A 20,405-nucleotide genomic window follows, 5' to 3' on the forward strand; every position below is an offset into this window, starting at 1 on the left:
GAGTGAAATGGTATGGGAACCAATATACATCTTATTGTAATACAATTGAATGGATTTCGCTGTCTAAATGCTATTTTTTGGGAAAATCGTGACCTAGGTTAAGTATTTTCCCTGCCCGTTTAATATCGAGTCTAGACGCTAATCAGACATAAAAAATAGCCGCTAAATCTAGCGGCTATTTTCTCAGTTAACGTGTTAAATACGTTATGACTTTACATCTACTGTTTAGTTAGCAACTGCTTTCTGTGGCGCTCGCGCTGCGTTCACTAGCAGAACACCAACTGAAAGAACGATAGAGCCACACAAGATGAACAACAAGCGACCTGTTGGTTCGTTTGGAATCAGTGCCATAGCTAGGATACCGAAGCCAGCAACGCTGATGAGTTTACCCAACATACCACGTTGTTTGGTGTCTAAGTTTTGCTGCTCTTCTGAGTCTGCTACTACTGGTGTGTTCCAGTTTTCAAACAGTTTTTCTACTTCAGCTTCGCGCTCAGGCGAGCGGCCTTTGTAAACTAGCGTTGTTGCTAGGAAGAAGCCACCGGTTAGCACCACGTGCGCTGCCAAGCTAAGTGCAACTTTCAAGTCACCCCACTCACGGCCAGTCAATGCTTGCTCTAGACCAAACCAGTTTTGAATGTCTTCTGCAGTTAGTGAGATACCAAAGATGTAAGAAACGAAACCACCAACTACGAGTGTTGCCCAACCCGCCCAATCCGGAGTCTTGCGTACCCACATACCGAGTAGTACTGGGATTAGCATTGGGAAGCCAATCAATGCACCCACGTTTAATACGATGTCGAATAGGCTCAAGTGACGTAGTGAGTTAATGAACAGACCAATACCGATAATGATGAAGCCCATGATGATAGTCGTCACTTTACTCACGACAACCAGCTCTTTTTGGCTCGCTTGAGGACGAACAATCGGGCTGTAGAAGTTCATGACAAAGATACCAGCGTTACGGTTCAAACCAGAGTCCATTGAAGACATGGTTGCCGCGAACATTGCAGACATCAGTAGACCAACCATACCTGCTGGCATGACATTCTGTACAAACGCTAGGTAAGCTGCATCACCACCCACTGAACCATATTGGTCAGCGAAATCTGGCATAAACGCACTTACGTACCATGGTGGTAGGAACCAAATGATTGGACCAACAATCATAAGAACACATGCTAGACCTGCAGCTTTACGCGCATTTTCACTGTCTTTAGCACACAGGTAACGGTACGCGTTGATACTGTTGTTCATTACACCAAACTGCTTGATGAAGATGAACACCACCCAAAGGATAAAGATACTCATGTAGTTTAGGTTGTTACCAACAAAGAACTCACCGTCGAAATTGCTAACAATGTTACCGATGCCACCACCGTGGAAGTAAGCTGCAATCGCACAGGTAATTGTCACTGCCATGATAACAAGCATCTGCATGAAATCTGACGCAACAACCGCCCAAGAACCACCTGTCACTGCCATTAGCATCAACACCAAACCAGTCACAACGATTGTTGCTTCCATTGGGATGTTGAATACCGCTGCGACAAAGATAGCCAAACCATTTAGCCAAATACCAGCAGAGATCAAGCTGTCAGGCATGCCTGCCCAAGTGAAGAACTGCTCTGAAGTTTTACCAAATCGTTGGCGAATCGCTTCAATCGCTGTCACTACGCGCAACTGTCGAAACTTTGGAGCGAAGTACAAATAGTTCATGAGGTAGCCAAATGCATTGGCCAAGAATAGGATTACAACAACGAAACCGTCGCTGAACGCGCGTCCTGCGGCACCTGTAAACGTCCATGCTGAAAATTGCGTCATGAAGGCGGTTGCACCAACCATCCACCACAACATCTTACCGCCCCCACGAAAGTAGTCACTAGTTGATGTTGTGAACTTACGGAACATCCATCCAATGGCTACTAAAAAGAAGAAGTAGGCAAGAACAACAAGAGTATCAATAGTCATTTTTTCAGCCTTAATTAAGGTTATCAATTTACTGTAGTTAGATTACTCTTTTGCCGGACTTATTTGTACTACAATATGTCCAATGTGTGATCTAAAACAAAGGTTTTCGACTTTCTAAAACGCCCCAAAATACTCACAAAGCCTTTTAAAATTGATGTAAGGACACAAATACAGAGTCACCACAAAAGCAACATTTAATCATACAATACCAAGTCCAAATTGTAACAAAGTGCTGCTTAATCCTAGTTACTAAAGACGCCAAAAACAAAAAAGCGAGCTATCAAAACTCGCTTTCACTCATAGGACTTAATTTGCTTAGTTCACGTGCTCTACTGCCGCTTTCACCAAGGCACCCAGCTCGTCCCACTTACCTTCATCCATCAGCTTGGTTGGAACCATCCAAGTCCCCCACATGCAAGAACTGATGAAATAGATAAGTAGTCGTCAACATTGTTCAAGCTAACGCCACCCGTTGGCATAAAGTTTACTGGGTAAACCGCTGACAACGCTTTAAGCATGCCAACACCACCCGAAGGCTCTGCTGGGAAGAATTTTAATGTACGAAGACCCATTTCCATCGCTTGCTCAACCAGACTTGGGTTGTTCACTCCAGGGACAATCGCCACACCTTTATCAATACAGTATTGAACAGTGCGAGGGTTGAACCCTGGGCTTACGATAAAATCAACACCAGCCTCAATTGACGCATCAACCTGTTCATTAGTCAGTACCGTGCCAGAACCGATAAGCATTTCTGGAAAGGCTTCGCGCATTGCTTTGATTGCATCAATTGCACACTCTGTACGCAGCGTGATCTCTGCACATGGCATACCGTTTTCTACTAACGCACGACCAAGTGGAATAGCGTGTTCAACTTTGTTAATGGCAATTACTGGGATAACTTTTAGGTTTGCTAGTTGTTCGTTTAACGTTGTCATAATTTTCAAACTCGTTTTCTAGAAAAGCCCGCAGTAATGCGAGCCTTTGGGATTTATAGGGATAGTTCTGGCATTTCAGACAGAGGAATGATCGCACCTTTGTGCTGAATGACTTGCCCTGCCATGCAGTGTCCGCTAAATGCAGACTCTTGTGCGTTACCGCCTGTTAAGCGTTTCGCAAGGAAACCTGCACTGAAAGAATCGCCAGCAGCGGTGGTATCGATAACATTCGACACGGGGTTTGGTGCAACAAACTCACGCTTGTCACCTTCAACCACCAAGCAAGCTTCCGCACCACGCTTGATAACAATCTCTGTTACGCCAAGTCCTGAAGTACGGCTGATACAGTCATCCAACTCTTCGTCACCGTATAGCGCTTGCTCATCGTCAAATGTCAGCATCGCGATATCCGTCATAGATAGGACTTGCTCATACCAATGAATCGCTTCTTGCTCGCCACTCCAAAGCTTAGGACGGTAGTTGTTATCAAAGAATACTTTGCCACCGCGCTCTTTGAATTGCTTTAGAGTCTCTATCAGCTTTTCACGACCAACTGGCGTAAGAATTGCCAATGTGATGCCGCTTAGATACAGCGCATCGTAACCAAGCAGCTTCTCAACTAAAACGTTTGACTCAGGTTGCTCGAAGATGAATTTTGCTGCGGCTTCGTTTCTCCAATAGTGGAAGTAACGCTCGCCCGTTTCATCTGTCTCAATGTAATAGATGCCTGGGTTCTTGTCTTTGATTTGAAGAACATTAGAGGTATCGATGCCCTCTTTTTGCCAATTGCTAAGCATTTCACCACTGAACTCGTCGTGACCTAATGCCGTTACATAGCTGACGTTGACATCATGTGCTCTCGTTAGCCTAGATAGATATAAAGCGGTATTTAGCGTGTCACCACCGAATGTTTGCTGTAGCTGACCGTTTTTCTTCTGCAGCTCAACCATACACTCGCCAAGGACTGCAATGTTAATATTTTTCATGGTGTTACCTTTGCAACAGTGATTTCTTAATCGATTATTTCAAAAAGTCTTCGCGAGCAGGGTTAAAGATATCTAGAGGAATACTGTCTTGCTCTAACGCAACGGCGCCGTACATCGCTAGTTTGCGCTTAATATCATCGCCTAGATCGACCCACTGGTGCTCTTCTTTGATAAAGAAAGGGTTCATAATGGTTCTCCACTTTAGATTCACCCTAAGTTTAACTGTTATGTACTATAACCCAAAAAATTATTTGTAATACAATATACCTACAAATCTGTGATCTAAATCAACATACAGACAGAAACATCAAGAGCTTTTCCTTGAATACAATTCGCCACACAGAGTCGACGAATCAAACACAACCAATAATAAACAATAACTTACAGTCCCAACCGTGATTTCGGTCATCATTCTCTGGTCTTCAAGTGGGATTTAAGATGCTATTGTATTACTATTATATTCAACAGCTAATTTGTGAGTAAGATTCGGCCGCACATGCAGTCGATTTCGCTCCAAGCAATCAACAGGATTGGTCACAGCGCTTGTTTCGCGCGCCAATCCATCTAGGAGAAACAGTAATGAGCTATCAACCTCTTTTGATGAACTTTGAAGAAGCCGCTGAGCTTCGTAAAGCTTTGGGCACGGATAGCCTTATGGGGAAAGCACTGGCGCGCGATATTAAGCAGACAGATGCGTATATGACAGAAGTGGGTATCGAGGTTCCTGGTCACGGTGAAGGTGGTGGTTACGAACACAACCGTCATAAGCAGAACTACATTCATATTGATTTAGCTGGTCGCTTGTTTTTGATCACTGAAGAGCAAAAGTACCGCGACTACATTGTTGACATGCTAACCGCTTACGCGACGGTATATCCAACGCTAGAAAGCAACACAAGTAAGGATACTAACCCTCCGGGTAAGATCTTCCACCAGACTCTGAACGAAAACATGTGGATGCTTTATGCATCATGCGCTTATTCCTGTATTTATCACACGCTAAGTGAAGAGCAAAAAGCACTCATCGAAAACGATCTCTTCAAGCAAATGATTGATCTTTTCGTTGTCACCTACGGTCACGACTTTGACATTGTTCATAACCATGGCCTTTGGGCGGTAGCCGCTGTTGGTATCTGTGGTTACGCGATCAACGACCAAGAGTCTGTTGATAAAGCACTGTACGGTTTGAAACTCGACAAAGTGAGTGGCGGATTCCTTGCTCAGTTAGATCAGCTATTCTCGCCAGATGGTTACTACATGGAAGGGCCGTACTACCACCGTTTCTCACTGCGACCTATCTATCTTTTTGCTGAAGCCATTGAACGTCGCCAACCTGAGTTAGCTATCTACCAATTCAACGACTCCGTTATCAAGACCACCTCTTACGCTGTATTCAAAACTGCGTTCCCTGATGGCTCCCTACCTGCTTGTAACGACTCATCGAAGACCATCTCGATCAACGATGAGGGGGTGGTTATGGCAACGAGTGTTTGCTTCCATCGCTATGAAAAAGCAGAGACCTTGCTTGCTATGGCAAACCACCAGCAAAACGTTTGGGTACACTCGTCTGGCCTTACACTATCGAATGCTGTGGAAGCAGCAGACGAAATCAAGCCATTTAACTGGGGTAGCTTATACCTAACAGATGGTCCTCAAGGTGAAAAAGGTGGTTTAGGCATTCTTCGTCACCGTGATAGCCAAGACGACGATACCATGGCACTGATTTGGTTTGGTCAGCACGGCTCCGATCACCAGTATCACTCAGCGCTTGACCATGGTCACTACGACGGTCTTCACTTGAGCGTCTTTAACCGAGGCCACGAGGTATTGCACGACTACGGCTATGGCCGTTGGGTGAACGTAGAGCCAAAGTTCGGCGGACGCTACATCCCAGAAAACAAGTCTTACTGTAAGCAAACTGTCGCTCACAACACGGTCACTGTCGATCAGAAGACGCAGAACAACTTCAACACAGCACTTGCAGAGTCTAAGTTTGGTGAGAAGCATTTCTTTGATATCACAAGCGACAAGCTTCAAGGTATGAGTGGCCGCATTTCTGGTTACTACGACGGCGTAGATATGCAGCGCAGTATCCTGCTTGCTGAATTGCCAGAATTTGAAAAACCACTGGTTATCGATGTGTACCGAATTCAGTCTGAGACAGAGCATCAGTACGATCTTCCTGTTCATTACTCTGGCCAAATCATTCGTACTGATTTCGACTATCAAACAGAAGCAACCTTGAAGCCTCTTGGTGAGTCTGACGGTTACCAGCATCTTTGGAACATCGGCTCTGGTCGCGTTGAAGGCAGCTCGCTAGTTAGCTGGTTAGTTAATAACAGCTACTATTCACTCGTGACAAGTGCCAATAAAGACAGTGAAGTTATCTTTGCTCGTATAGGCGCTAATGACCCTGATTTCAATCTACGCAGTGAACCTGCCATGATCATGCGCCAAACCGGCAAAGATCACGTGTTCGCGTCGGTTCTAGAGACTCACGGTTACTTCAATGAAGAATTTGAACAATCAGTGAATGCTCGTGGCCTAGTAGAGTCAGTGAACGTTGTCGGTAACAATGACGTTGCTACCGTTGTTCAAATCAACATGACGACAGGCAAAACGTATTGCTTTGCTATCAGCAACCTGTCGGAAGATGAGCAGCAAGGTCAGCACAGCGTTGAATTTGCAGGTCAAACGTTCTCATGGGAAGGCTCATTCGGCTTAGTTTAATAGTATGCATTTGTTGGATGCCGATATAACATCGGCTTCCAGTTTACTGCTGTAAATAACGCAATGGGCCTCAACTAAGTTGAGGCCCATTTTTATATTCAAGTTTTCAGGCTAACGCTTGAAGCTAAGTTACATCAGTCTCGAATGACAATGGTTAGCCATTAACAACGCTCGATAACCTCTGATTCTCGTCATTCAGCAAGCACGCAGATGCGTTTCGAGCATCGTCTGCCCTGCCCGACATAATCGCTTCGTATATTGCTCTGTGTTCATCCAAGCAGAAACGTCCACCTTCTGCGGATTCATCCAGAAACTGCTTAAAGATGGTTTCAAGTATGTTGCCAAAAGGCACGTAAAACTGATTGCCCGTGGAGAAGAAGATAGTTTGATGGAACAGATGATCATTGACCGTCCACTCTTGGTGGTCGTTGGCCTCAGCAGCAAGCGTCATCTTTTGAAAGATTAGAGAGATAGATTTACGCTGTTCCGCAGTCGCATTTTTCGCGCACAAAGCGCAGGCTTCTGGCTCTATGGCTTTTCGCAGCCCAAGAAACTGAGATAGAAACAGTTTTGTGTCTTCAATATCTTGAATCCAGTAAAGTAACTGGGGATCAAGGAAGTGCCATTCTGTCCTCGGCAGAACCGCAGTACCTACCTTTGGACGTGAAGCAATTAGCCCCTTTGCGGAGAGTAGCTTGGTCGACTCCCTCAACGCAGTGCGACTCACACCGAATGATTCACACAGTGACACCTCATTCGGCAGCTTCTCACCCTCACTTAGTTTTCCAGACAATATTTGTCGAGCAATCTGCCTGGCAACGTGAACATGAATCTTACGACTTGCATCTTCTACAAGTGAAAAAGTAGCCATATACTGCTCCAGATAAAAATTAAGATTTAGAAACTTTTCATATAATACAATAGTACTATAACTATTGCTTTAAGACTTGATAAACTCTTAGCAGTTTCGACCATCTCATATGTATTGAGCTGTATCATTCAAACCGAGGCGCTTGAATATCAATGATACCAAACCAAGAGTTGAAGTATTGAAATAACGGCAAAATGAATAAAGGCTCTCACTACTGAGAGCCTTCAAGTTATCCAGCGAGTGAATCGCTTAGAAGCTGTAAGTTAGGCCGATACGGCTACGTAGTTCACGCTTGTCGCTAGTAGAGCTCACGTTCACGTCACCAAACTCAACAGATGGCGTCCACTGACCAATTTTCTTTGCGACTGTAGCATTTAGCTCGTAGTTGGTGTCTTTTTTGTTATATAGCTCATAACCTTCTGCTTTGTAGTAGTTACCTTCAAAGCCAAAGCGCCAGTCGTCTAGAGCGTAGTTGATGTTTGCTGTGATACGGTGACGACGCTGGTCTTTGCTCGGGATTACAACAGGCTCAAATAGACCATCATTATTATCATCGACGTAAGACGTAGACTCGTTAGTGTGTCTAATGTCGTAACGGTAACGAGCGCTCAAGCTTAGGCCATCAATACTGTCAACTTGGTAAGTCGCACGAAGTTGAGGCTTGTATGTCATACCGGCGCTACGCGCTTCGATTGGCATACCGTAGGTCAGAGTCCAGTTGTCATTCAAAACATGACGGTAGTTTAAACCAAGTTCCCAACCGTTAATTTGTAGGTCTTCCATAAACTTGCCGTTTTGTCCCTTGAACTTCGCTTCAATATCAACAAGGAAGTTGCCGATGTTATCCGCAAGCTTTACACGAGAAGAGTGCTGCTTAGTCTCGTTCTTATACTCATGACGTACGTTAAAAGAGGCTGCAGAAACGGCGGTAGTCGCAAGTAGAGTGGTCACTGCGATAGTGACTTTAGACAGGTTGTTCATAATCAAACCCTAATAGTGCTTGTGTTAATGTATTACAATTATACTAAGCGGTTTTAGAGCTAATATCTGTGATCCACATCACTAGCCACATGCGAATCATCCAAGTTTCCAAATTCAAACGGCAGCAATAATCAATTTAAATAATTGATAAATAAAATAAATAAGTTGGTTCAACTTTATTTACTTCAATGGGACTGCTGATTTCAATTCTGTGATGCAATACATACTACGCTTGCTAACTTACATTTATTTGTAATATTTTATATCCAACAATGCATTGTTTTTATTAACAACAGCGACACATCTTCCAAAAAAAGACAACATGCGATCACTTTTTTACTCAATCAGGAACCAAACCTCACAGCTAGTAAAAACGCAGCTAGCCCAGATATGGCAAGCTTCAGACCAGTTTCTTCCGCACGCTCACCCCACGTGTGCACTTCTACACCTAGCTCACGCTGGTTGGTTCGACGCCTAAATACGTCCCTCGCCACGATCTTGATATATGATACTACAAATAATATAGTCAAACGATAGTATAAGCCTAGCTCGCTGAAAGGCTCCTCTATTGAACTGTGCCTCTCATTTGCTGGATAACTTCGAGAAACAAACCTGAGACTAATATGAAGAAAACACTTATTGCTGCCCTAATCGCTACTTCAATAACAATGGTCGGTTGCACGGCTTCTGATTCCAACTCATCAGTAGACGCTGAGAGTTCAATCACCGCTAATATTGATCTAAATGAACTCTCAAGAGAGATGCTACTAGCTACTGACCGCTACACGATTGCCGATGGTGCATCATTGGTAGAGCAATCGTCTCAACAAGTTGACGAACTTAAACAGCAACTTGAGAATGCCGAAGACGGAGCAACCATTACCCTACCCTCTGGTAAGTTCCCGAATCTTGGTGTCGTCACCATTACAGCCAACAAGGTTACAATCAAATCTGAAACGGCGGGAGAAGCATGGCTTACCGGTCTTGTTCAACTCGTCCTAGAAGGTGACGGTATTACGGTTGATGGCCTCGTATTTACTGAAGGCGGACCTGCGGAGCGATTTGGTGGCATTCGCATGATGGGTAACAACAACATCCTAGTGAACTCTACCTTCTATTACTTCAATCACGACTACGCCTATGAGCCAGATGAGCGCCGTTCTGAGTATCCAAAGTACTTGTGGGTATCACTATGGGGTAAAGACGGCAAGGTGATTAACAACCGTTTCGAAGGTAAACAAAAACGTGGCACATTGATTGGTGTCCAAAAGGATGATCAACCTGACAATCACTTAATTGCGGATAACATCTTCCTAGATCAGCAAAAAAACGTGTTCAACGAACTCGATATCAAAGAAGCTATTCGATACAACGGAAACAGCTGGGAAGCCATTCGTATTGGTGACTCAAAAGCGTCGCAGTGGCCTTCTAAATCGAAATTCGTCAACAACCTGATGATCAATATGGATGGTGAGCGTGAGCTTATCTCAATCAAATCAGGAGAAAACCTGATTGCAGGTAACACCATCTTTGAAAGCGCGTCGCTTATCTCGCTACGTCACGGCAAAGCAAACACGGTTGATAGCAACATCATTCTTGGCAATGAAAAAAGACTAACCGGTGGTATGCGTATCTATGACGAAAATCATGTCATTAGTAATAACTACATCTCTGGTACCCGTGGCCGTGATGGTCTTATTGAAGGGAATGCGGACCTGCGGGGCGGCATTGTTATCAATACCGGTATTATCGATGTAGAAAACAACGAAGTACTTGATCAAAGCGTAAAAGGTAAAGAACTGAATAAACAGTGGACGCCGAAAAACATTACCATCAACAACAATACGCTGGTGGATACTGAATGGGGCATTGTCTACGGAAACCAAACCCATCGCGTCAGTCTGTTTAACAACGATGTGGTTGAAACCGTCTTTACGGGTGTTGACGTTAGCTTCGAAAACAATGTGGTCGATAATACCAAAAACCCAGATTTCGTAAGCGTTCGTGCAGTCGCAGATCATCCGCTAGTCGATGCAAGCTATAAAAATGAAGTTTATGTAGGCACCGTCACTGAAGCCTCGCAAATTGACAACTTCAGCACTGACCTGCCGAAATCTGTTTCAGAAAATGGCCTTATGTCATATGAAAACGCAGGTGCAGACATAAGCAAACTTTCTGTTATTACGGCAGAAACCGCTGGCCCTGATTATCAGTTGATCAACGCTGCCAAAGTAAAATAACAATCAGTTCCTAAATTAACAAAGCCCGGTGGATACTGTTCACCGGGCTTTTTATTCGTCACGAGTACAGCAATGTTCAACTAGGCTTAAGCTTTAAATGTGTCGACTAAATGACGGGGGTTACTCATGAGCCAAAAACTAGACAATGCAACCAACTTGTACATGGAAGGAATTCGTGATGGGCATGCTCGGCAAGCCGTGACCAAATATACGGGTGCACGCTATACCCAACATAGTACTGGCGTTAGAAACGGCATAGAGGCTTTGTCGAGTTTTTTGAGCCATTTATTGAACGGTGCCACGACCGTGACATACGCATCGTACGTTCGCTTGTCGATGGTCAATATGTGTTTGTGCAAGCGTATCAAAACATCAACAACGGCGAAGCATACTGGGTCACCACCGATTTATTTGATACCGACAATAATGACAAGATCATAGAGCATTGGGATGTCATCTCTGCCTATAAAGAAAATCCAGATACCCAACGAGATCAAATAAGCGGCTCAACTGAACCCATTGATATTGATAAGACCGAAGACAACAAAGAGTTAGTTAGGAACTTTTTGTGTGATGTGATGGTGTTAGGGCGAAAAGAGAGCGCTAGCCGCTACGTAAGTTTCGATAACCTCGCTATGCACGCTGCTTTGGATGTTGATCCTGCCGAGAACTATGTTGGGAGCTATGATCAGGTATTTAAAATTGTCGGCCAAGGTAACATGGTTGTCGCTTACAGCCGTTTGTTTTATGAAAACACAGAAATAGCTCGCTTTGATATATTTCGCATAGATAACAAGCAAATTGTCGAATGGTGGATTAATCAAGAACCCGTTCCTCCCAAAAGCGAATGGGTTAACGGTGGGAAGTTTTAAAGCCCAATCGCTTCTCTAATAGCTAAAGCTCTGGATACAATTCACTTAACAGAAACTAGGCACACTGCCCTTTCAAAAACTTAAGTTGTGTTGCAAACAAAACAAAACCCCCACTGATAACATCAGCGGGGTTTTGTTTATTCGTTTCTTAGTGCGATATCTCGCTCAAACTAAGCTTCAACGATTACTTCTTCAGGTTGGTGAAGTAGTCGAAGATCACTGGAACGTCATTTTGACCTAGGCCAGCATCAACTGCTGCTTGTAGGCTTGTGGAAGTACCTTGAGCGATTAGAGACTCTGTACCTAGCTCTTCACATAGAGCAAGGAAGTAACCAAGGTCTTTGTTTGCGTTAGCAACAGAGAAACCTAGTTTTTCTTCACCGTCTACTGCGTAGAACTTACAGAACTGCATGAATGGAGAGTTAGATGGACCAGCTGACATGATGTCAAATAGTTGCTGACCGTCAACCCCTGCTAGCTTAGCGACAGCGAAAGCTTGAGACATAGTTGCAACTGTCGTCATACCCATGAAGTTGTTAACTAGTTTAGTCACGTGACCTGAACCTAGTGCACCTAGGTGGAATACGTTTTCACCTTGCTCGTCAAGAACTGGCTTAACTTTGTTGAACGTTTCGATGTCGCCAGCAGCCATGATGTTTAGAAGACCATCTTTCGCGTGAGCTGGAGTGCGGCCTAGCGGCGCATCGATCATGCCAGCGCCTTTTTCAGCAAGAGCAGCACCGATTTTCTTAGTTGAAGCTGGGATAGAAGTACCGAAGTCGATTAGCGTCTTACCTTCACTCATACCCACTAGGATACCTGTTTCGCCGTATACGACTTTTTCTACAACTTCAGACGTTGTTAGACATAGCATGACGATGTCGCTTTTCTCTGCCAAATCTTTACCAGACGTTGCTTCAGATGCATTACCACGAGCTAGAACAGCTGCAACGGCATCTTTGTTCAGATCCATAACGTTAACTTCGTAACCACGGTTTTGAAGGTTCTCAACCATGTTGCCGCCCATAAGACCTAGACCGATAAAGCCGATTACAGGTTTAGTCATGTTTAATTCCTCTTTACGTACTATTGTATGATTAATTGATGTAAAGGATATAGAGTTGTGTGGTTTAAATCAATCAAAAAACGACTTAAGAAGGAGTTTAAATTAATAATGTGATTTGGGTTAGCGTAGCGAGTGAGCAAACATTAATCAAAAGTGTTGTGACTACTGGTTAGTAGGATAACTGAGAGGCATGTAACGCGAGGATAGAACTAAGCTAAACGGTGTCTTTACAGGGGATAAATAGAGCAAGAATTCTTTAACGCACATTCGTGGCGTCAAAAGAAAAAGTGTCGTGCATATGAACGACACTTTTTCTGAGTCAAACTATTCCCAATCGAGAATAACCTTACCAGACTGACCGCTACGCATCACATCGAAGCCTTCTTGGAAGTCATCAACTTTGTAGTGGTGAGTGATGATTGGTGTTAGATCTAGACCTGATTGAATCAAGCTTGCCATCTTGTACCAAGTTTCGAACATCTCACGACCGTAGATACCTTTGATCACAAGACCTTTAAAGATAACTTGGTTCCAGTCGATGCCCATGTCTGATGGTGGAATACCTAGAAGTGCGATACGACCACCGTGGTTCATAGTTTCTAACATTGAGCTGAATGCAGCTTGTACGCCAGACATTTCCAAACCAACATCGAAGCCTTCCGTCATGCCGAGTTCAGCCATCACGTCTTTTAGGTTTTCGTTCGCTACGTTAACTGCGCGCGTTACGCCCATCTTCTTAGCAAGATCTAGACGGTATTCGTTCACGTCCGTGATAACCACGTGACGAGCACCAACGTGTTTTGCAACCGCTGCAGCCATGATGCCGATTGGACCCGCACCTGTGATCAGTACGTCCTCACCGACTAGGTCGAAAGAAAGCGCTGTGTGTACCGCGTTACCAAACGGGTCAAAGATAGACGCTAGGTCATCAGAAATACCTTCAGGAATCTTAAAACGCATTGAACGCTGGAATAACAAGGTACTCAGAGAAAGCACCCGTGCGGTTAACACCCACACCCACTGTGTTACGACATAGGTGAGTACGACCGCCACGACAGTTACGGCAGTGACCACAAGTGATGTGACCTTCACCAGATACACGATCGCCAATTTCGAAGCCGCGAACTTCTTGACCGATACCGACGACTTCACCCACGTACTCGTGACCTACAACCATAGGCACAGGAATGGTGTTTTGTGACCACTCATCCCAGTTATAAATGTGAACGTCAGTACCACAGATAGCGGTCTTTTTGATGCGGATTAGGATGTCGTTGTGACCAAGCTCTGGCTTGTCTACTTCGGTCATCCAGATGCCTTGTTCTGGCTTAAGCTTTGAAAGTGCTTTGATTTTCATAATATTTACCAAACTATGCCCCGAGCTATAAGCTCAGGGCTAAAAATCAATGGGAGAGCAATTACTTGATAAGACCCATGTCTTTACCCACTTCGATGAATGCATCGATAGCGCGGTCTAGTTGCTCGCGAGAGTGTGCTGCTGACATTTGAGTACGGATACGTGCTTGACCCTTAGGTACAACTGGGAAAGAGAAACCAATCACGTAGATGCCTTTCTCTAGCGCACGCTCAGCAAACTCAGCCGCGACTTTTGCATCGCCTAGCATGATTGGAATGATCGCGTGATCTGCACCACCCATAGTAAAGCCCGCGCCTTCCATACGAGTACGGAAGTGTGCCGCGTTTTTCCATAGACGCTCACGAAGATCGCCACTTTCTTGTAGCAGGTCTAGAACGCGGATAGACGCGTTAACAATGGCCGGTGCTACAGAGTTAGAGAATAGGTATGGACGAGAGCGCTGACGCAACCAATCAATCACTTCTTTTTTACCTGAAGTATAGCCACCTGACGCGCCGCCCATTGCTTTACCTAGCGTACCTGTAATGATATCGATACGGTCAATCACGTCGTGGAATTCGTGAGTACCTGCGCCGTTTTTACCCATAAAGCCAACAGCGTGAGAATCATCAACCATAACCAGTGCGCCGTATTTATCAGCAAGGTCACAGATAGCTGGTAGGTTTGCGACTACGCCGTCCATAGAGAAAACGCCGTCAGTCACGATAAGCTTGTGGCGAGCACCTGCTTCAGTTGCAGCGATAAGTTGCTGTTCTAGCTCTGCCATGTTGTTGTTCGCGTAGCGGTAACGCATCGCTTTACATAGACGAACGCCATCGATGATAGATGCGTGGTTTAGTGCGTCAGAGATGATTGCATCTTCTTTGCCAAGGATAGTCTCGAAAAGACCTGTGTTTGCATCGAAGCAAGATGTGTAAAGAATCGTGTCTTCTTTACCTAGGAAAGTAGAAAGCTTCTGCTCAAGCTCTTTATGAATGTCTTGAGTACCACAGATAAAGCGTACCGACGCCATACCGAAGCCATTTTTATCCATACCCGCTTTCCCCGCTTCAATAAGCGCAGGGTGGTTAGCTAGACCAAGATAGTTGTTCGCACAGAAGTTCAGCACTTCTTCGCCCGTTGAGATTTCAACAGCCGCTTGTTGTTGAGAAGTGATAACACGCTCAGATTTGTACAAACCTTCCGCTTTTACTTCTTCAATCTGATCTTGGATTTGCTTATAAAACGAAGCAGACATAGTGGATTCCTTTTTCTATCCTATTTCTCAATAGGTTATGTAGGGGATGAGATAGCCAAATTCTATTGATTTGGTGTATCTAACGAATGCAATCATTTTAGTTCATTGTGCTGCTAACGATTATCCCTTAACATGGAAAACCATTAGTGAATCTGAGGCACGAATCATGTTTAACCACAAGCTTATCGCGCTCCTACCGGACTTGGCATCCTATATTTTGGTCGTGAACGAGGGCAGTTTTACTGCGGCCGCGAAGAACCTCGGCGTCACCCCATCCGCACTCTCCAAGACCATCACGCGACTTGAAAGTGCCCTGTCAGTAAAGTTGTTTGAGCGTACGACTCGAAAGCTCATTATCACGCAAGCGGGTAGAAAGGTTTACGATCAAAGCGTGCTAATGGTTAACGCGGCTCAGCAAGCGGTTGAAGTTTCTCAATCTGATCACGCTGAGCCAAGTGGCTCTCTCACTATTGCCGCGCCTGAAGCCTTCTTGAACTCGGTGTTGCAACCATTTATCGCACCATTTCTCCAGCAGTATCCAGAGATTCAGCTAAAAGTGCGCGCCATAGATGGCACTTATGACCTGCTCAATCTGGGTATCGACGTTGCGTTCAAACTCACAGACAAGCCAGACGAAAACCTTGTGATGAAAGAGCTGGGGCCGACTAACCTAGTGCTATGTGCCAGCCCGGATTACGTTAAAACCAACGGCCTCCCTGCTTCTCCCAGCGATCTTGAGCATCACGACTGTCTCTATCTGGCCGAAGTCGATAGAGACAATGTATGGGACTTTCTTAAAGACGATGACTTTCACACGGTCACTGTGTCTGGTCGCTACGCCATCAACCACTCGCAAATGCGCCTCAGTGGTGTGAAACAAGGTCTGGGTATCGGTATTTTTCATGACTTCGTGATAAAAGAATCACTCGATGATGGAAGTGTCGTGCCCGTGCTTCCTGATTGGACAATAAAGAGTAACTATCATGGGGCGATTGCAATGCAGTACGCCCAGACTAAGTACATGCCGGCAAGGCTGCGCGTCTTTATAGACTATGTCGCCCGTGGCTGCCCGCTAAACTTATCAAACACAACTAGGATCCGACCATGCTCAAAGGAACGCATCACATCGCCATCATTTGTTCTGATTACCCAAGATCGAAGGAGTTCTATACCGAAGTTTTGGGGTTAAACGTATTGGCGGAGAACTACCGCGAGGCGCGTGATTCGTACAAACTCGATCTCGAACTGCCAGATAGTACACAGATCGAATTGTTCTCTTTTCCTGGTTCGCCGCCACGTCCAAGTTTTCCCGAAGCACAAGGGTTAAGACATCTTGCCTTTGTAGTGGATGATATTGACCAGGCCGTGAACAAACTCGTCGGTCATGGAATAGCAGTTGAGCCCATTCGCATCGATGAATACACGGGTAAGCGCTATACCTTTTTCCAAGATCCAGACGGACTGCCTTTAGAGCTCTGTGAAGAGGTGACATTGTAACTTTCCGTCTATCAACAGACGATAAAAAGGCCAACACCATTGGCCTTTTTGTTCAAATCTCGACGACTTTATCCATTTTCTCCAAATTCTCATTCAGAACCATATTTCAGTTCGAAAGATCTCACCCTTGAATTAGCAGAGCTTTACACCACCATTTGGCAATTAGCTAGCATATAACATCCAATAATTAGCGCTGTAAGGTTTTATTTACTAAATGGCCATTTCTCTTTTGAAGCATAATTTAACAATTTGTTTACACTTATAGTATCCAAGCGTTTGAAACATTGCGTATAAACACGTACTGGTTTCAGCCTTATCGACATCACTCTTATCCAGAGTATGTGAAAAGGAGTTCGAGATGAACGTACAAGCATTACCCATGCATCGTTTTATCGACTACCAAGGACACTTAGTTAGCCCACTACCCGATTGGGCTGACGAAGCAACCCTAAAGAAGCTGTACCGCGACATGGTAGTCGCAAGAACGTACGATGCTAAAGCCGTTGCCCTTCAACGCACCGGCAAACTTGGCACTTACCCTTCGCACCTTGGTGCCGAAGCAATAGGTATCGCCATTGGCCACGCCCTGTCTCACCGAGATGTTTTCATCCCCTACTATCGCGACATGCCCGCCATGTGGGTTCGCGGCATTCCAATGGAAAAAAACCTACAATATTGGGGCGGTGACGAACGCGGTAGCGATTTTGAGTTCAACAATAGCGACAACCGATGCACCGACCTACCGTTTTGTGTCCCTATAGCGACTCAGTGTACTCACGCCGTAGGCGTCGCAGCGGCACTGAAGATCAAAGGCAACCACGATGTCGCACTGGTAACCTGTGGTGATGGCGCCACTTCAAAAGGTGATTTTCTAGAATCCATTAATTGCGCCGGAGCTTGGAACATTCCATTAGTGTTTGTGGTGAACAACAACCAATGGGCGATCTCAGTCCCTAGGGCACTACAATGCGGGGCAGAATTCCTTGCAGATAAAGCCCAAGGCGCAGGCATTCCTGGACTCAAAGTCGATGGTAACGATGTCGTCGCCATGCTAGATGCAATCGGCAACGCTATTGCCAATGCGCGCAAAGGCAAAGGCGCAACGCTGATTGAAGCAATAAGCTACAGACTCAGCGACCACACCACTGCTGATGACGCCACTCGATACAGAAGCGATGACGAACTTGATACCGCTTGGGAGTATGAGCCAATTCAACGACTCAAGACCTTTTTGGAAGCTCAAGGTTGGTGGCAAAATTCAGACGAAGCCGCGCTTGCCGCAGAGAGCAAGCAATTGGTTGAGGAAGCCGTCGCTCGCTATCTCAATACCCCACCTCAAGCACCAGAAACCGCATTTGACTATCTCTACGAGCAACCCACCAAAGAACTTCGTCTACAGCGCGATGAACTCATCAACAAATCGATGCGCATGCAAGGAGGACAACATGGCTGATCAACTGCATATTGAACCCCTAGCAAGCCCTATCGCTTCAGTAGAATCCACACTGGTCGATGCGGTGAATTTAGCCCTCCATCATGAAATGGGCAGAGACAAACGCGTTGTACTGCTTGGAGAGGATGTTGCGATAACGGCGGCGTATTCCGCGCCACCGTTGGCCTTAAAGAACGTTTTGGGCTTAAACGCGTTATCGATACCCCACTTGCCGAAGCACTCATCGGCGGTGTTGCGGTAGGCATGGCAACTCAAGGGCTGCGACCCATTGCTGAGTTCCAATTTCAGGGGTTCGTGTTTCCTGCCATGGAGCACATCATTTGTCATGCGGCTCGAATGCGCAATCGCACCCGCGGGCGTCTCTCCTGCCCAATTGTGTTTCGCGCGCCATTTGGCGGTGGCATACATGCGCCAGAACATCACTCCGAAAGTGTCGAAGCACTGTTTGCTCATATTCCAGGCCTGAGGGTTGTTATCCCGTCATCACCGCAACGCGCCTACGGTTTGTTGCTATCGGCAATACGCTGCAACGATCCGGTTATGTTCTTCGAGCCCAAACGCATCTATCGCACCGTTAAATCGAATGTGGTTGATAATGGTGAAGCCCTGCCTCTTGATACTTGCTACACCCTTCGCAAAGGGCGGGATTTAACGCTTGTGACTTGGGGAGCCTGTGTTGTTGAGTCACTTCAGGCCGCGGATACACTGTCTAAAGCTGGTATCGAAGTGGAGGTGATTGATCTAGCGAGCATCAAACCCATTGATATGGAAACGATATTAAAATCACTTGAGAAAACCGGGCGTTTATTGGTCGTTCATGAAGCAGCAGAAGCTGCGGCGTTGGCGCAGAGATCATTACTCGAACTTCAGAGCAAGCCATGTGCATGCTCAAAGCGCCGCCTAAGCGAGTAACCGGGCTTGATACCGTGATGCCTTACTACAAAAATGAAGACTACTTTTTGATCCAAGAGGCCGACATCGTACAAGCAGCAAGAGAGCTAGTGGAGGGTTGGAAATGAAGTCATTTTTATTGCCAGACTTGGGGGAAGGACTCGCCGAATCTGAGATTGTCGAATGGCATGTGAATGTCGGCGACGATGTCGACTTAGACCAAGTTATCCTTACCGTTGAGACCGCGAAAGCCGTTGTCGAAGTCCCCGCGCCGTACAGCGGAAAAATCGTCAAACGATATGGTGAAGAAGGTGATGTCATCAGTATTGGCAGCCTATTAATTGAAATCGAAGAGGCGGTCACGGAAGGCGCTAACCTCAATGAGTCATCAAGTACCAATGATGCGGCAACCGTTGTCGGCAATGTCTCCAACCACACACATCACGTTGAGGTCGATGACTTTTGGGTTGGCGCGGCGCACCACAACGCAGAGGAAAACGCGATTACCGCCATGCCCTCTGCTCGGCTGCTAGCGAAGAAGCTCGGAATCGATCTGCTTCGCGTCAAAGGCAGTGGCCAAGATGGTGTGATCACAGACAATGACATTTACGATCAAATAGACAAGCAAGCACCCGGCACGGAAGTTCTTAAAGGCGCACGTCGAACCATGGTTGGCACCATGGCGCAGTCGCACCACTCCGTGGCTTCTGTCACCATCACCGAAGAAGCATGCTAGACAACTGGCAAAGTGGCGAGGATATCTCAGGAAGGCTTATCAAAGCTGTGGTACATGCGTGCCAAACAGAACCCGCGCTTAATGCGTGGTTCGATGCAGAAACCATGACCCGATGTGTCCATTCCAACGTGAACATTGGTATTGCCGTAGACAGTAGCCATGGACTGTATGTTCCTGTGCTCAGAAACGCTAATGAGTACGATCAAGCAGGCATCCGCCAATGGTTAAATGAAACCGTCCAAGGTATAAGAGCAAGACGAATTGGACGAGAGCAGTTGCAACACGCCACCATCACCCTGTCTAACTTTGGTGCTATCGCTGGGATATTCGCGACACCCGTGGTGACACCTCCTCAGGTCGCGATCGTGGGTGCGGGTCGAATTATTGAGAAAGTAATAATGAAGGATGGACAAGCGGTTGGAGTCAAAGCGTTGCCGCTTTCGATAACCTTTGACCATAGAGCGTGCACCGGTGGTGAAGCTGCTCGCTTTGTTAAAGTGTTGGTGGAGCATTTGCAGCAAGGTTAATGACGCTCATTGGGCACTCTCACAGTGCCCG

At 45.8% G+C, this 20,405-nt stretch carries 12 protein-coding genes and 5 pseudogenes; 8 read left to right on the forward strand and 9 right to left on the reverse strand.

Translation table 11 applies throughout. From position 1 onward, the window contains the following. Positions 1-225: 225 nt before the first annotated feature. From TZ48_RS10675 to TZ48_RS26315, 4 genes and pseudogenes are all read right to left on the reverse strand, one after another. A complete protein-coding gene (locus TZ48_RS10675; RefSeq protein ID WP_112479134.1) occupies positions 226-1,971 on the reverse strand; it encodes a sodium:solute symporter family transporter in 1,746 nt (581 codons plus the stop codon). Positions 1,972-2,286: 315 nt separating this feature from the next. Then, positions 2,287-2,909: pseudogene (locus tag TZ48_RS10680) on the reverse strand (bifunctional 4-hydroxy-2-oxoglutarate aldolase/2-dehydro-3-deoxy-phosphogluconate aldolase). Positions 2,910-2,962: 53 nt separating this feature from the next. Next, on the reverse strand, positions 2,963-3,895 hold the full coding sequence (gene kdgK / locus TZ48_RS10685; protein WP_112479135.1) for a 2-dehydro-3-deoxygluconokinase: 933 nt from the start codon (positions 3,893-3,895) through the stop codon (positions 2,963-2,965). 34 nt (positions 3,896-3,929) lie between these two features. Further along, positions 3,930-4,022, reverse strand: a pseudogene (locus tag TZ48_RS26315) (cupin domain-containing protein); the annotation flags it as partial. Positions 4,023-4,474: 452 nt separating this feature from the next. On the opposite strand from TZ48_RS26315, the gene TZ48_RS10690 reads away from it, so the two are divergent. Continuing rightward, positions 4,475-6,625, forward strand: a complete 2,151-nt coding sequence (locus TZ48_RS10690) for a heparinase II/III domain-containing protein (protein WP_112479136.1) — start codon at positions 4,475-4,477, stop codon at positions 6,623-6,625. A gap of 154 nt (positions 6,626-6,779) precedes the next feature. Here the strand turns inward: TZ48_RS10690 and TZ48_RS10695 are convergent, their stop codons facing one another. Both TZ48_RS10695 and TZ48_RS10700 read right to left on the reverse strand, forming a co-directional pair. After that, the gene (locus tag TZ48_RS10695; protein WP_112479137.1) at positions 6,780-7,496 is read right to left on the reverse strand and encodes a FadR/GntR family transcriptional regulator; all 717 of its coding nucleotides are present in this window, start codon (positions 7,494-7,496) and stop codon (positions 6,780-6,782) included. A 249-nt stretch (positions 7,497-7,745) separates the two neighbouring features. Beyond that, complete coding sequence (locus tag TZ48_RS10700) at positions 7,746-8,477, reverse strand: oligogalacturonate-specific porin KdgM family protein (RefSeq protein ID WP_112479138.1); 732 nt, start codon at positions 8,475-8,477, stop codon at positions 7,746-7,748. Between the two features lie 623 nt (positions 8,478-9,100). Here TZ48_RS10700 and TZ48_RS10705 point away from each other — a divergent pair. Both TZ48_RS10705 and TZ48_RS10710 read left to right on the forward strand, forming a co-directional pair. Then, positions 9,101-10,717, forward strand: coding sequence for a polysaccharide lyase 6 family protein (locus TZ48_RS10705; RefSeq protein WP_112479139.1), 1,617 nt, complete (start codon positions 9,101-9,103; stop codon positions 10,715-10,717). Positions 10,718-11,064: 347 nt separating this feature from the next. Further along, on the forward strand, positions 11,065-11,589 hold the full coding sequence (locus TZ48_RS10710) for a nuclear transport factor 2 family protein (RefSeq protein WP_239670794.1): 525 nt from the start codon (positions 11,065-11,067) through the stop codon (positions 11,587-11,589). 184 nt (positions 11,590-11,773) lie between these two features. Here TZ48_RS10710 and TZ48_RS10715 read toward each other — a convergent pair whose 3' ends face one another. The 3 genes and pseudogenes from TZ48_RS10715 to TZ48_RS10725 all read right to left on the reverse strand — a co-directional run bounded on the left by TZ48_RS10715 (position 11,774) and on the right by TZ48_RS10725 (position 15,270). Then, complete coding sequence (locus TZ48_RS10715; protein WP_112479140.1) at positions 11,774-12,655, reverse strand: NAD(P)-dependent oxidoreductase; 882 nt, start codon at positions 12,653-12,655, stop codon at positions 11,774-11,776. Positions 12,656-12,979: 324 nt separating this feature from the next. Beyond that, positions 12,980-14,012, reverse strand: a pseudogene (gene tdh, locus TZ48_RS10720) (L-threonine 3-dehydrogenase). Positions 14,013-14,073: 61 nt separating this feature from the next. Beyond that, positions 14,074-15,270 (reverse strand): glycine C-acetyltransferase, encoded by a 1,197-nt coding sequence (locus TZ48_RS10725; protein ID WP_112479141.1) that lies wholly within the window; start codon positions 15,268-15,270, stop codon positions 14,074-14,076. Positions 15,271-15,436: 166 nt separating this feature from the next. Between TZ48_RS10725 and TZ48_RS10730 the strand changes: the two genes are divergently transcribed. From TZ48_RS10730 to TZ48_RS10750, 5 genes and pseudogenes are all read left to right on the forward strand, one after another. After that, on the forward strand, positions 15,437-16,459 hold the full coding sequence (locus TZ48_RS10730; RefSeq protein ID WP_112479142.1) for a LysR family transcriptional regulator: 1,023 nt from the start codon (positions 15,437-15,439) through the stop codon (positions 16,457-16,459). Continuing rightward, entirely contained in the window at positions 16,375-16,767 is a 393-nt protein-coding gene (gloA2, locus tag TZ48_RS10735; protein ID WP_112479143.1) for an SMU1112c/YaeR family gloxylase I-like metalloprotein, read from the forward strand. The genes TZ48_RS10730 and gloA2 overlap by 85 nt, the downstream gene beginning before the upstream one ends. Positions 16,768-17,125: 358 nt before the next feature. Then, entirely contained in the window at positions 17,126-18,220 is a 1,095-nt protein-coding gene (pdhA, locus tag TZ48_RS10740; protein ID WP_112479144.1) for a pyruvate dehydrogenase (acetyl-transferring) E1 component subunit alpha, read from the forward strand. Continuing rightward, positions 18,213-19,239: pseudogene (locus TZ48_RS10745) on the forward strand (alpha-ketoacid dehydrogenase subunit beta). The gene pdhA and the pseudogene TZ48_RS10745 overlap by 8 nt, the downstream one beginning before the upstream one ends. Further along, positions 19,236-20,374, forward strand: a pseudogene (locus TZ48_RS10750) (dihydrolipoamide acetyltransferase family protein). Before TZ48_RS10745 ends, TZ48_RS10750 begins: the two co-directional pseudogenes overlap by 4 nt. Positions 20,375-20,405: the final 31 nt, after the last annotated feature.

The organism is Vibrio variabilis (assembly GCF_003263785.1).
GTDB classification, from domain to species: Bacteria; Pseudomonadota; Gammaproteobacteria; order Enterobacterales; family Vibrionaceae; genus Vibrio; species Vibrio variabilis.

Bases quoted from the DNA above. Each gene is read 5' to 3' on its own strand.
- TZ48_RS10700 (WP_112479138.1), bottom strand. From the start codon at position 8,477: ATGAACAACCTGTCTAAAGTCACTATCGCAGTGACCACTCTACTTGCG.
- kdgK (WP_112479135.1), bottom strand. From the start codon at position 3,895: ATGAAAAATATTAACATTGCAGTCCTTGGCGAGTGTATGGTTGAGCTG.
- TZ48_RS10715 (WP_112479140.1), bottom strand. From the start codon at position 12,655: ATGACTAAACCTGTAATCGGCTTTATCGGTCTAGGTCTTATGGGCGGC.
- TZ48_RS10690 (WP_112479136.1), top strand. From the start codon at position 4,475: ATGAGCTATCAACCTCTTTTGATGAACTTTGAAGAAGCCGCTGAGCTT.
- TZ48_RS10675 (WP_112479134.1), bottom strand. From the start codon at position 1,971: ATGACTATTGATACTCTTGTTGTTCTTGCCTACTTCTTCTTTTTAGTA.
- gloA2 (WP_112479143.1), top strand. From the start codon at position 16,375: ATGCTCAAAGGAACGCATCACATCGCCATCATTTGTTCTGATTACCCA.
- TZ48_RS10695 (WP_112479137.1), bottom strand. From the start codon at position 7,496: ATGGCTACTTTTTCACTTGTAGAAGATGCAAGTCGTAAGATTCATGTT.
- pdhA (WP_112479144.1), top strand. From the start codon at position 17,126: ATGAACGTACAAGCATTACCCATGCATCGTTTTATCGACTACCAAGGA.
- TZ48_RS10725 (WP_112479141.1), bottom strand. From the start codon at position 15,270: ATGTCTGCTTCGTTTTATAAGCAAATCCAAGATCAGATTGAAGAAGTA.
- TZ48_RS10730 (WP_112479142.1), top strand. From the start codon at position 15,437: ATGTTTAACCACAAGCTTATCGCGCTCCTACCGGACTTGGCATCCTAT.
- TZ48_RS10705 (WP_112479139.1), top strand. From the start codon at position 9,101: ATGAAGAAAACACTTATTGCTGCCCTAATCGCTACTTCAATAACAATG.